This window comes from Streptomyces xinghaiensis S187 (assembly GCF_000220705.2).
GTDB lineage: Bacteria > Actinomycetota > Actinomycetes > Streptomycetales > Streptomycetaceae > Streptomyces > Streptomyces xinghaiensis.
The window spans coordinates 4,036,714-4,048,712 of sequence record NZ_CP023202.1; the positions used below are offsets into that span (position 1 = coordinate 4,036,714).

Annotated in this window: 9 protein-coding genes; 5 read left to right on the top strand and 4 right to left on the bottom strand. The window is 74.0% G+C overall.

The window, feature by feature from the left end; genetic code table 11:
- The first annotated feature begins 56 nt into the window (after nucleotides 1-56).
- Entirely contained in the window at nucleotides 57-818 is a 762-nt protein-coding gene (thpR, locus tag SXIN_RS17385; protein ID WP_095758081.1) for an RNA 2',3'-cyclic phosphodiesterase, read from the top strand.
- 168 nt (nucleotides 819-986) lie between these two features.
- Here the strand turns inward: thpR and SXIN_RS17390 are convergent, their stop codons facing one another.
- A complete protein-coding gene (locus SXIN_RS17390; RefSeq protein WP_039823725.1) occupies nucleotides 987-1,982 on the bottom strand; it encodes an aldo/keto reductase in 996 nt (331 codons plus the stop codon).
- Nucleotides 1,983-2,095: 113 nt separating this feature from the next.
- Entirely contained in the window at nucleotides 2,096-2,791 is a 696-nt protein-coding gene (locus SXIN_RS17395) for a GDSL-type esterase/lipase family protein (protein WP_019711232.1), read from the bottom strand.
- Nucleotides 2,792-2,867: 76 nt separating this feature from the next.
- Between SXIN_RS17395 and SXIN_RS17400 the strand changes: the two genes are divergently transcribed.
- The gene (locus SXIN_RS17400) at nucleotides 2,868-4,055 is read left to right on the top strand and encodes a hypothetical protein (RefSeq protein WP_238153788.1); all 1,188 of its coding nucleotides are present in this window, start codon (nucleotides 2,868-2,870) and stop codon (nucleotides 4,053-4,055) included.
- A gap of 107 nt (nucleotides 4,056-4,162) precedes the next feature.
- Here the strand turns inward: SXIN_RS17400 and SXIN_RS17405 are convergent, their stop codons facing one another.
- Nucleotides 4,163-5,074 carry a TetR/AcrR family transcriptional regulator gene (locus SXIN_RS17405; RefSeq protein ID WP_019711230.1) on the bottom strand — a complete coding sequence of 304 codons (912 nt, stop codon included), beginning with the start codon at nucleotides 5,072-5,074 and terminating at the stop codon, nucleotides 4,163-4,165.
- A 189-nt stretch (nucleotides 5,075-5,263) separates the two neighbouring features.
- Between SXIN_RS17405 and SXIN_RS17410 the strand changes: the two genes are divergently transcribed.
- Both SXIN_RS17410 and SXIN_RS17415 read left to right on the top strand, forming a co-directional pair.
- Nucleotides 5,264-6,304: an ATP-binding cassette domain-containing protein gene (locus SXIN_RS17410; protein WP_050931119.1), complete on the top strand. Its 1,041-nt coding sequence runs from the start codon at nucleotides 5,264-5,266 to the stop codon at nucleotides 6,302-6,304.
- A gap of 107 nt (nucleotides 6,305-6,411) precedes the next feature.
- A complete protein-coding gene (locus SXIN_RS17415; protein ID WP_019711228.1) occupies nucleotides 6,412-7,329 on the top strand; it encodes an ABC transporter permease in 918 nt (305 codons plus the stop codon).
- A 116-nt stretch (nucleotides 7,330-7,445) separates the two neighbouring features.
- On the opposite strand, the gene serC is transcribed toward SXIN_RS17415, so the two are convergent.
- Nucleotides 7,446-8,564 carry a phosphoserine transaminase gene (gene serC, locus SXIN_RS17420; RefSeq protein WP_019711227.1) on the bottom strand — a complete coding sequence of 373 codons (1,119 nt, stop codon included), beginning with the start codon at nucleotides 8,562-8,564 and terminating at the stop codon, nucleotides 7,446-7,448.
- 171 nt (nucleotides 8,565-8,735) lie between these two features.
- Here serC and SXIN_RS17425 point away from each other — a divergent pair, with 171 nt between their 5' ends.
- Nucleotides 8,736-11,870 carry an FAD-binding and (Fe-S)-binding domain-containing protein gene (locus SXIN_RS17425; RefSeq protein ID WP_095757201.1) on the top strand — a complete coding sequence of 1,045 codons (3,135 nt, stop codon included), beginning with the start codon at nucleotides 8,736-8,738 and terminating at the stop codon, nucleotides 11,868-11,870.
- The last annotated feature ends 129 nt before the right edge of the window (nucleotides 11,871-11,999 follow it).

The following is an 11,999-nucleotide window of genomic DNA, read 5'->3' on the forward strand; positions in this document are numbered from 1 at the left end:
GCCGCCGTCCCCCGGCCCTGGCTTCCCCGGACCCGGCCCCGGGTGACACTGGTCCCATGAGACTCTTCGCCGCCGTGGTCCCGCCGATGCCGGTGGCCGGTGAGCTCGCCGAGGCCGTGGCCGGGCTCCGGGAGCTGCCGGGTGCCGACCGGCTGCGCTGGACCCGGCGGCACGGCTGGCACTTCACCCTCGCCTTCTACGGCGAGGTGGCCGAGGAACCGCTGCCGGATCTGCACCGGCGCCTCGCCCGCGCCGCGCACCGGCACCGCGCGTACGAGCTGAGCCTGGCCGGAGGCGGCCGCTTCGGGCACCGGGCCCTGTGGGCCGGGGCCACCGGGGACGTCCGGGCGATGGCCCGGCTCGCCGCCACGGCCGTCGCCGCCGGCCGCCGGGCGGGCATCCCGATGAAGGACGAGCACCCGGGCTTCACCCCGCACCTGACGCTGGCCCGCGGCCACGCCCGTGGCCGCCGCCGCGGGCGCGGCGGCCGGGGCGGCGACGGCGACGACGGCGGCCACCGCGGCGACGGTCACGATGCCGGCGGCGGCCGGGACGTGGACCTGCGCCCGTACGTCGAGGCGCTGGCGGACTTCGCGGGCAGCCCCTGGACCGTCTCCGAACTGGCGCTGATCCGCAGCCATCCGCCCGCCCCCGGCCTGCCGGGCGCCCAGCCGCACTACGAGACGGTGGCCCTCTGGCCGCTGGGCCGGGCGGAGACCGGGCCGCGGCCGGACCGGGAGGCCGCACCCGGGGGGCCCGCCGCCGGGCCCCGCACGGCACCGGAGCCCGCCCCCGGCGCCGCGGAAGGGCAGGGCTAACCTCGGGGAATGGACCCCAGGACCAGAACCCTGATCGTCAGCGGCACGCTGGTGCTGATGCTCGTCGTCGTCGCCGTGGCGGCCGTGCTGCGCTGAGCGGGCACGGCCGCCACGGGCGTCACGGCCGCCACACCCGCCGCCGGCCGGCTCCGGCGCGGTCCCGAGACGTCACCAGGCGAACGCCTCCGGCGACGGGCCCGGGCCCGGGAAGATCTCGTCCAGTGAGGCGAGCACCTCGTCCGTGAGCGTCAGTCCGGCGGCCCGCACCGCCGAGGCCAGCTGGTCCGCCGTGCGCGGGCCGACGATCGGGCCGGTCACGCCGGGGCGGGTGAGCAGCCAGGCCAGCGCCACCTCGCCCGGCTCCAGACCGTGCCGGTCGAGCAGGTCCTCGTACCGCTGGATCTGCTCGCGCTGCCGCGGGTCCTTGAGCGCGTCGGCGGCCCGCCCGGAGGCGGCGCGGCGGTTGCCGCCCTCCTGCTCCTTGCGGATCGCGCCGCCGAGCAGCCCGCCGTGGAGCGGCGACCAGGCGATGACCCCGAGGCCGTACTCCCGGGCGGCCGGGACGACCTCCATCTCGGCGCGGCGCTCGCAGAGGTTGTACAGGCACTGTTCGCTGACCAGCCCGAGGCGGCCGTGGCGCGCGGCGGTCTCGTTGGCCTGGGCGATGTTCCAGCCCGCGAAGTTGGACGACCCCACGTAGAGGATCTTGCCCTGCCGGACGAGGACGTCCATCGCCTGCCAGATCTCGTCCCACGGGGTGTCCCGGTCGACGTGGTGGAACTGGTAGAGGTCGATGTGGTCGGTGCCGAGCCGCTTGAGGCTGGCGTCCACGGCCCGGCGGATGTTGAGGGCCGAGAGCTTGTCGTGGTTCGGCCAGGCGGGACCGTCGAGCCCCATGTTGCCGTAGACCTTGGTGGCGAGGACGACCTTGTCGCGGCGGTCGCCGCCCCGGGCGAACCAGCTGCCGAGGATCTCCTCGGTGCGGCCCTTGTTCTCGCCCCAGCCGTAGACGTTGGCGGTGTCGAAGAAGTTGATGCCCGCGTCGAGAGCGGCGTCCATGATCGCGTGGCTCTCGGCCTCGTCGGTGGTGGGGCCGAAGTTCATCGTGCCGAGAACCAGGCGGCTGACCTTGAGTCCGGTGCGTCCGAGTTGCGTGTACTCCATGACCACCAGCCAACGCCTTGGAGTGCGCTCGAAGCAAGGACGGCACTCGGCCCGCCGCGCCCCGTCCGTGTCCCGTCGCGCCTGGTCCGGGCCCGATCCGGGTCCGAACCCGGTCAGTGCGCCGCGAGCCGCGCCTCGTAAGGGGCGCCGAGGCCCCACTCCTCGTACAGCGCGTCCGCGAAGGCCGCCGCCATGCGGTGCTCGCCGCGGGCGCTGGGGTGGGTGCCGTCGTAGGTGTCCCGGTGCAGATCCCAGTCTGCCGGCGGCCCGGCGAGGACGACCGGGGAGCCGGGGCCGTCGAGCCCGGCCACCGCCTCGGCGAGGAGAGCGTTGAAACGCCGCACCTCGGCGCCGAACGCGGGGTCGTCCGCCGCCCGCACGTTGGGCAGCACGGGCATGATCAGCATCCGTACGGACGAGTTGGCCGCCCGCGCCTCCGCGACGAAGCGCCGCACGTTCCCGGCCGTCTGCTCCGCGTTGGTGTAGAAGCCGAGGTCGATCAGGCCGAGGGAGACCAGCAGCACGCCCGCCCGGTGCGCCGCGACCGTCTCCCGGATCAGCGGCGCCATCTGCAGCCAGCCCTCGCCCCAGCCGGCGAGGTGGGCGCGGGCGTGCTCGGGGAAGTCCGGGTCGGCGTAGTCCTGGGAGACGGGTGCCCCGGCCCGCTGGTCGTAGAGCGCGGTGCGCGGTCCGACGATGCGGTACGGGCCGCCGAAACTCCGGTTGAGGTGCCGCCACATGTGGTAGCGCCAGGTGTGCTCGCCGGCGCTCCCGATGGTCATGGAGTCGCCGACGAAAAGAATGCGCATTCGGACATCATCGCGGAACCGGCCATTGCCCCGCGACGTGACGCTGCCCACCCGCGGGGGATGGCAGGCTGGCCCCATGCCTCGTCGTTCGCCTCAGCCGCTTCTCCGGACGGACTCCCGCGCCGTACCGGACGCCCGCCCCGGGCCTGCCCGGCCCGCCCCCGGGCCCGGCCGGCTCCGACGCGCACGCGCCGTCGCGGCCGTCGCCGTGACCGCTCTCGCCGGGCTCGGAGCCGTACCGGCGGCAACGGCAGCGGCGCCCTCCGCCGCCGCGGCACCCCTGGCGGCTCCCGGCACGGCGCGGGCCGGCGCCCCGGACTCCTTCCGCATCGAGGACGAGCGGATCACGGAGTCCAGCGGCCTGGCCGCGAGCCGCACCCACCCGGGCGTCTACTGGACGCACAACGACAGCGAGGACGGCCCCTACGTCTACGCCGTCGACAGCGCGACCGGCCGCACGGTGGCCACCGTCACGCTCGCCGGGATCGAGCCCCGCGACCTGGAGGGCATCTCCATCGGCCCGGGCGGCACGGTCCACGTCGGCGACATCGGCGACAACATGGGCGGCACCTGGCCCGAGGTGTGGGTCTACCGCTTCAAGGAGCCGGAGAAGCTGCGGGACACCACCGTCACCCCGACCCGCTTCACCGTCCGCTACGAGGACGGACCCCGGGACGCCGAGTCGCTGATGGTGCATCCCAAGACGGGCCGCCTGTACCTCGTCAGCAAGCACAAGGAGGGCGGCGGGCTGTACGAGGGCCCGGCCGAGCCGTCCGCGTCCGGCGTCAACACCTTCCGGCGGATCGCCGACATCGGTGAGTGGGCCACCGATGCGGCCTTCTCCCCGGACGGGACCCGGCTGGTGGTGCGCGGCTACTTCGGCGGGAGCGCGTACCGCTGGCAGGACGGCAAGCCCGTCAAGCTCGACATGAACCCCGGCGTGCCGGTGCAGCGGCAGGGGGAGTCGGTGACGTTCACCCCGGACGGCCGGGCCCTGATGTTCGGCTCCGAGGGCCTGCGGAGCTCCGTCACCAAGGTAGAGCTGAAGGGCGAACTGCTGCCCGAATCGGTGGCTAAGGCGGACGCGGACGCGGAACGGGACGGCGGGAAGCCCGACGGCAAGGGGACCGCGGACGGCGACGGGAAGGGCGCGGACGGGGAGTCCGGGGCCGGGGTGGACCGCAATCTGGTCATCGGCGGACTGGCTCTCGCGGCCGTCGCCGTGCTGCTGGCGGGCGCACGGAAGGCGTTCCGCCGCGGCTGACCGCGAGCGCCGCGGCTGACCGCGAATGCGGCTGCCGGGTGCCGCGGCCCTGACCGGCGCCGCTGCCACCGGGGCGCATCCCGCCCGGCAGCCGGCCGGTGCTGCCGTTACCGGGGCCCGCCGCCGTCCGCACTGGCGCTGTCCGCACTGGCGCTGTCCGTACTGCCGCCGTCCGCGTGGCTGTCTTCCGCACGGCTGTCGTCACCGCTGCCGCCGGGTCCGCCCCCGCCCCCGTTCCCGGCGCCGCCTCCGGCGCCTTCCCGCTCCCGCCGGCGGCGTTCGATGAACGTCTCCATGCCGTCCAGGAGTTGCCGCAGCCCGAACTCGAACACCTCTTCCCAGGGGGTGCTGAACGCCTCCATGCCGAGTGCGGCCAGCTTCGGATAGGCACCGGTCGCCATCACCCGTTCCAGGATGGGCGCCTGCGCCGTCCAGAACTCCTCGTCGCTTATACCGGTGCGCTGTTCGGCGAGGTCGGCGTTGACCCGGCTGCGCGCGGTGCCCGTGACGTAGCCGTCGATGACGACGAGCAGACTGATCCGCTCCGGGTCGGCCAGCGGCAGCCCGTCGAGGCCCTCCAGTGCGTACTCCAGACCGGCGAGCGCCCCCGGGCCGAGCAGGGGGCGCGCCTGGTCGACGTGGACCAGCCAGGGGTGGCGGCCGTAGAGCTCCCAGATCCCGCGGGCCACCCGTTCGAGGGTGCTCCGCCAGCCGAGCAGGGCCGGGTCCTCCGCGCCCTCGCGGTCGAAGCCGTTGACCTTGTCGAGCATCAGGTCGAGCAGCTCGGCCTTGCCCGGGACGTAGCGGTAGAGGGACATGGCACCGACGCCCAGTTCGCCCGCGAGCCGCCGCATGGAGACCGCGGCCAGCCCTTCGGCGTCCGCGACGGCGACGGCGGCCGTGACGATCCGGTCCAGGGTCAGGGCGGGTTTCGGTCCGCGGGTCCGGCGCTCGTCGCGTCCCCAGAGCAGCTCCAGGCTGCGGCTGAGGTCTCCGCTACCGCTGTGTTCGGTCGTCATCTCCCCGCCATCGTAGCCGCCGTGCCGTGGCCCGGTCCGTGGCCTTCGCGTGCGCTGTACGCGCTACTGGGTACGGTGTACCCTGATCTGCATACGCCGTACCCAGTTCTGTTCGCGCCCGGCGTGAATCCGGCTTCGCCAAGGGGGAGTTCGCCCGTGAAACCCGTGAAACCATCCGTGGAACCGTCCGTGAACCAGTCCGCGCACCCGCCTGCGAGCCCCGGGCCGCACGCCGTCCTCGCCGAGGGGCTGGAGAAGCGCTACGGCGAGAAGCGCGCCCTCGACGGATTCGACCTCACGGTCGCGCGCGGCACCGTCCACGGCCTCCTCGGGCCCAACGGCGCCGGCAAGACCACCGTCGTCCGCATCCTCTCCACGCTGGTGCGCCTCGACGGCGGACGCGCCGAGGTCGCCGGGATCGACGTGGCGGGCCGCCCCCGCGAGGTCCGCCGCCGGATCGGCCTCACCGGCCAGTACGCGGCGGTGGACGAGATCACCACCGCCCGTCAGAACCTCGTGATGTTCGGCCGCCTCTTCCACCTCGGCAAGAAGGCGGCGGAGCGCCGGGCCGCGGAACTGCTGGAGCAGTTCGCGCTGACCGACGCCGCCGACAAGGGCGTCAAGGAGTTCAGCGGCGGTATGCGCCGCCGGCTCGACCTGGCGACGAGCATGATCCTCGCCCCGCAGGTGCTGTTCCTCGACGAGCCCACCACCGGCCTCGACCCGCGCGGCCGCAACGAGGTGTGGGAAGCGGTGCGTTCCCTGGTCGCGGGCGGTACCACCGTGCTGCTCACCACCCAGTACCTGGACGAGGCCGACAAGCTCGCCGACCGTATCGCCGTCATCGAACGGGGGCGCACCATCGCCGACGACACCCCCGCCGCTCTCAAACAGCAGATCGGCGGCGACCGGATCGAGGTGGTCGTCCAGGAGGCCGCGGACCTCCCGGCCGCGCTCCGGGTCGTCGCCCGGGTCACCGGCGCCGAGCCGGACAGCGATCCGGAGGCCCGGCGGGTCGCGGCGCCGGTGACCGACCGCGTGGCCGCCCTCACCGAGGTCGTACGGACCCTCCAGGACGAGAAGATCCCGGTCGAGGACATCGGGCTCCGGCGGCCGACCCTGGACGAGGTCTTCCTGCGCATCACGGGACGGCGGGCGGAGGACGGCACCGGGGACACCGGACAGCCCGGACAGCCGGCACGGACCCGGGAAGCAGGCCGGGCCGCATGAACGCACACACCGAAACGAGTTCCGGCAGCACAGGCAATACGGGCAGCACGGGCAGCACGGACGGGAGCCCGGACACGGGCGGAACGGAAGCCGGAGGGCGGACGGGCATGGCCACGACCACGGGTACGAGCACGGGCACGAGCACAGCCACGAGCAGCACAGCCACGAGTACGACCACCGCCGGCCCGTCCGCGCCGCCCCCCGCGACGGGCTTCGCGGCGGACCTCGCGGTCCCCGAGCGCAGGATCTACTGGGCGGTCGCCGACTGCCTCGTCATCGTCCGCAACGAACTCACCCACCTGGCGCGCCAACCCGCCAACATCGCCTGGCAGCTGGGCTTCCCCATCGTCTCCGTCCTGCTCTTCGTCTATGTCTTCGGCAGCGCCATGGACGTCGGCGCGGACGACTACAAGGACTACGCACTCCCCGGCATGTTCGCCATGACCATGGCCTTCGGCTTCATGAACACCGCGATGATGGTCGCCATCAACAAGGAGAAGGGCGTCATGGACCGCTTCCGGTCCATGCCCATGGCCCCCTCGGCGGTGGTCAGCGGGCGCGGTGTCTCCGACGTCATCGGCGCCTGCCTGGACCTCGTGGTGCTGGCGCTGATCGCCCTCGCCGTCGGCTGGCGCTCCGACGGCAGCCTCCCGGCCACCCTCGCCGCCTTCGGGCTGCTGATCCTGCTGCGCTTCGCGCTGATCTGGATCGGGGTGTTCCTCGGACTGCTCGTCCCCAACCAGGAGGCGGCGGGCAATCTCTTCGCGCTGGCCTTCCCCTTCGGCATGATCTCCAGCGTCTTCACCCCGCCGTCGATGATGCCGGACTGGCTGGGCGCCGTCGCGATGTGGAACCCGGTCTCGTCCACGGCCAACGCCATCCGGGAGCTGTTCGGCAATCCGGTGCCCTCCGGCGGCAGTTGGATCGAACAGCACGCGCTGCTCATGGCCGTGGTGTGGCCGCTGATCGTCACGGCCGTCTTCCTGCCCCTGGCGGTACGCCGCTACCAGCGGCTCAGCCGCTGACGGCTGCTGAACGGAGCGGGCCCCGGCTGTCGCAGCAGTCGCAGCCGGGGCCCGCTCTCACCGGTCGCCGTGCTCACGACCGGACCGTCTCAGCTCAACTCAACTCCGCGGCTCCGTCAGAGCCGCTCGATGACGTAGTCCACGCACTGCGTCAGCGCCTCGACATCCGCCGGCTCGACGGCCGGGAACATCGCCACCCGCAGCTGGTTGCGGCCCAGCTTGCGGTACGGCTCGGTGTCCACGATGCCGTTGGCGCGCAGCACCTTGGCGACCGCCGCCGCGTCGATGCCCTCGTTGAAGTCGATCGTGCCGACGACCTGGGACCGCTTGGCGGGGTCGGTGACGAACGGGGTGGCGTACTCCGCCTTCTCCGCCCAGCCGTACAGCCGGGAGGAGGAGTCCGCGGTCCGCCGCACGGCCCACTCCAGACCGCCCTGGCCGTTGATCCAGTCGAGCTGGTCGGCGAGGAGGAAGAGGGTGACGAGCGCCGGGGTGTTGTACGTCTGGTTCTTCAGCGAGTTGTCGATCGCGGTCGGCAGCGAGAAGAACTCCGGGACGTGCCGGCCGGAGGCGTGCACCCGGGCGGCACGCTCCAGCGCGGCCGGGGAGAACGCGGCGATCCACAGACCGCCGTCCGCCGCGAAGCACTTCTGCGGGGCGAAGTAGTAGACGTCCGTCTCGGTGATGGTGACGGGCAGGCCGCCCGCGCCGGAGGTCGCGTCCACCAGCACCAGCGAGCCCTCGTCGGCGCCCTGCACCCGGCGGATGGGCGTGGCGACACCGGTGGAGGTCTCGTTGTGCGTGAACGCGTAGACGTCGGCACCGGCCTCGGCGGTGGGCTCCGGGTGGGAGCCGGGGTCGGCCGTGATGACGGTGGGCTCCTCCAGCCAGGGCGCGAGCTTCGCGGCCTTGGCGAACTTCGAGGAGAACTCACCGAAGGAGAGGTGCTGGGACTTGCGCTCGATGAGGCCGTGGGTCGCGATGTCCCAGAAGGCGGTGGTGCCGCCGTTGCCGAGGACGACCTCGTACCCCTCGGGCAGCGAGAACAGTGTGCGGACGCCGTCGCGCACCCTGCCGACCAGGTTCTTCACCGGGGGCTGGCGATGGGAGGTGCCGAGCAGGGAGCTGCCGGTGGCGGCCAGCGCGCTGAGCGCCTCCGTACGCACCTTGGAGGGGCCCGAGCCGAATCGACCGTCGGCGGGCTTGATGTCAGCGGGGATCTGGATATCAGCCACGGCTGCAGCCTAATCCTTGGATGTGCAGGCGGGGGGCATTCGTCCACCGGATGAGACGGCGGTCTCGTCCTGACGTGGGACCGGGCGGGGAGCCACCGCACCGCGCCGTGCCGACCAGCCGCGAGCCGCCGCCTGGTGTGCCCGGAGCCCGTCGGCGGGCAGTCTGGACTCATGGCTGATCACGACCCGGCACGGCCCGGCCCCGCGCACCCCCGCCCCCCGCGTCCCGATCCCGCCCGGCCCGGCCCCGGGGCGGCGCGCCCGGATGTGTCCGGGCTCGCGCGGGACCTGCGCCGGGCGGTCGCCGGGGACGTGGAGTTCGACACCGCGAGCCGGGCCCTGGTGACCATGGACGCCTCCAACTACCGGCGCGTGCCCCTCGGCGTCGTCGCCCCGCGGGACGCCGACGACGTGGCCGCGGTGCTCGCCGTCTGCCGCGACCACGGAGTGCCGGTCGTACCCCGGGGCGGCGGCACGTCCATCGCGGGCCAGGCCACGGGCACCGGCGTCGTCCTCGACTTCACCCGCCACCTGAACCGGATCGTCTCCCTCGACCCGGAGACCCGTACGGCAGTCGTCGAGCCCGGAGCCATCTGCGACAGCCTCCGCACGGCGGCCGCGGCCCACGGGCTGACCTTCGGCCCCGATCCGTCCACGCACAGCCGCTGCACCATCGGCGGCATGATCGGCAACAACTCCTGCGGCGCCCACTCCGTCGCCTGGGGCACCACCGCCGACAACGTCCGCGGCCTGGACGTCCTGACGTATGGCGGCGAGTACGCCCACCTGGCGGCCGGGGAGGGAGACTCCGCCGGCGCCGCCCGCCCCGGCGGGACAACGCTCCCGCCCGCCCTGCGCGAGGGGGCCGAAGCCCTCGTCACACGCCGCCGCGCCCTGCTGCGCACCGGATTCCCCGCCGGCCTGCCCCGGCGCATCTCCGGCTACGCGCTGGACGCCCTGCTCCCCGAGAACGGCACCGACTGGGCCCGTGCCTTCACCGGCAGCGAGGGCACCCTCGGCGTCCTCACCCGGGCCGCCGTACGGCTCGTCGAGGCCCCCGCCGCCCGCGCGCTGGCCGTCCTCGGCTACGCGGACGAGAGCGCCGCCGCCGAGGCCGCCCACACCCTCCTCCCGTACGGGCCGCTGACCGTCGAAGGCATGGCCTCCGACCTCGTACCCGCCCCGGCCGCCGCCTCCCTGCCCCGGGGCGCGGCCTGGCTCTTCGTCGAGACGGGCGGCTCCGGGCCGGAGGAGGCGCGGGCCCGCGCGGAGGCGCTGTGTCGCGCCGCGGCCGACGGCACCACGGACAGCGTCGTCGTCACCGACCCCGCCCACCGCCGCGCCCTGTGGCGGATCCGCGAGGACGCCTCCGGCACCGCCACCCGGATGCCCGACGGCAGCGAGGCCTGGCCCGGGTGGGAGGACTGCGCCGTACCGCCCGCGCGCCTCGGCCCCTACCTGCGCGACTTCCGCGCACTCCTGACCGAACACGGCCTGCGCGGCACCCCGTACGGGCACTTCGGCGACGGCTGCATCCACGTCCGGATCGACTTCGACCTGCTCACCGGCCCCGGCATCGCCCGCTTCCGGAGCTTCTCCACCGACCTCGCCGACCTGGTCGTCGCCCACGGCGGCTCCCTCTCCGGCGAACACGGCGACGGGCAGGCGCGGGCCGAACTGCTGCCGCGGATGTACGGGGATGAACTGGTCGGCGCGTTCGAGGAGTTCAAGACACTCTGGGACCCGGCGGGCGGTCTCAACCCGGGCATGCTCGTCCGCCCCCACCGCCTCGACGAGAACCTCCGCTTCGCCGTCCTGCCCGGGAAATCCGTGGACGTGGCCTTCGGCTACCCGCACGACGGCGGGGACTTCACGGCGGCCGTGCGCCGGTGCGTGGGCGTCGCCAAGTGCCGGAACACGGCGGCCTCCGGGACCGCCGTCATGTGCCCGTCCTTCCGCACCACCGGCGAGGAGCAGCACTCGACCCGCGGCCGGGCCCGGCTGCTCCACGAGATGCTGGCGGGGGCGGCGGACGGGCCGGGCGGCATCGTCACGGACGGCTGGCGCTCGGAGGAGGTCCGGGAGGCGCTGGACCTGTGTCTGTCCTGCAAGGGCTGCCGCAGCGACTGCCCGGTCAACGTCGACATGGCCACGTACAAGGCCGAGTTCCTCCACCACCACTACGCGGGCCGCCTGCGGCCGGCCGCCCATTACGCGATGGGGCGGCTGCCGCTCTGGCTGCGCGCGACGGCGCCGGTGGCACCGGTGCTGGCACCCCTGGCCAACCGGCTGGCGCGGGTGGCGCCACTGGCATCGGCGGTGAAGCGGCTGGGCGGCATCGCGCCGGAACGGGAACTGCCGGAGCTGGCCCGGGAGACGTTCCGGCGCTGGTGGCGCCGCCGGGTGACGGAGGCGGGTGCGGATGCGGATGCGGCGGCGGATGCGGGGATGGGCGCAGCAGCGGAGACGGAGGGACAGAGGGAGAGGGCGTCGGCGACCGGAGCCGAGACCGGAGCCCCAGCCGAGACGGAGGCGACTCCCGCGTCCGCCGGACCGCCCCGCCCCACCGGCTCCGGCCGTGCCGGGACGGACCCCGACCGCCGCCGCACGGTCGTGCTCTGGCCGGACACCTTCACCAACCACCTCTCGCCCTCCGTCGGCCGGTCGGCGGTGGCCGTGCTGGAAGACGCTGGGCTGCGGGTCGTCGTACCGCCCAAGCAGGTCTGCTGCGGCCTGACATGGGTGTCCACCGGGCAACTGGACGGCGCACGCAAGGTCATGCGGCGCACCCTGGACGTCATGGCGCCCGCCCTGGAGGCGGGCCTGCCGGTGGTCGGCCTGGAACCGAGCTGTACCGCCGCGCTCCAAACCGACTTGCCCGAACTGCTGTCCGACGACCCACGTGCGGCGCGACTGGCGGAGGCGGTGACCACCTTCGCCCAGGCACTCGACCAGTACGCCCCCGACTGGCAGCCCCCGCGCCTGGACCGCCCCGTCGTCGGCCAGACCCACTGCCACCAGCACGCCGTCCTGGGCGACGCCGCTGAACGCAAACTGCGGGAACGGGCCGGGCTGACGGGCGACCTGTCCGGCGGCTGCTGCGGCCTCGCAGGCAACTTCGGCTTCGAACGCGGGCATTACGACGTCTCGGTCGCCTGCGCGGAGGAACAACTCCTGCCCTCCGTACGCGACGCCGCCCCGGACGCCGAAGTCCTCGCCGACGGCTTCTCCTGCCGCACCCAGCTCGACCAGCTCACGGGCCGCCGGGCGCGCCACTTGGCGGAGGTGCTGGCGGAAGGGCTTTGAGCACGGCCACCCGGAGCCGAAGGACGCTCCGGCGGACGGCTGAGGGACCGTTCGGAGGGCCGTCGGGACGGGACCGACCACATCAGTGCTCCGGCTTGGCCACCTGGTGTTCGACCGGGGTGCCGGTGC

What these genes read in the sequence shown, in the direction of transcription:
- SXIN_RS17390 (WP_039823725.1), bottom strand. Translation starts at nt 1,982, where the DNA reads ATGGAGTACACGCAACTCGGACGCACCGGACTCAAGGTCAGCCGCCTG.
- SXIN_RS17415 (WP_019711228.1), top strand. Translation starts at nt 6,412, where the DNA reads ATGGCCACGACCACGGGTACGAGCACGGGCACGAGCACAGCCACGAGC.
- SXIN_RS17395 (WP_019711232.1), bottom strand. Translation starts at nt 2,791, where the DNA reads ATGCGCATTCTTTTCGTCGGCGACTCCATGACCATCGGGAGCGCCGGC.
- SXIN_RS17405 (WP_019711230.1), bottom strand. Translation starts at nt 5,074, where the DNA reads ATGACGACCGAACACAGCGGTAGCGGAGACCTCAGCCGCAGCCTGGAG.
- SXIN_RS17425 (WP_095757201.1), top strand. Translation starts at nt 8,736, where the DNA reads ATGGCTGATCACGACCCGGCACGGCCCGGCCCCGCGCACCCCCGCCCC.
- thpR (WP_095758081.1), top strand. Translation starts at nt 57, where the DNA reads ATGAGACTCTTCGCCGCCGTGGTCCCGCCGATGCCGGTGGCCGGTGAG.
- SXIN_RS17400 (WP_238153788.1), top strand. Translation starts at nt 2,868, where the DNA reads ATGCCTCGTCGTTCGCCTCAGCCGCTTCTCCGGACGGACTCCCGCGCC.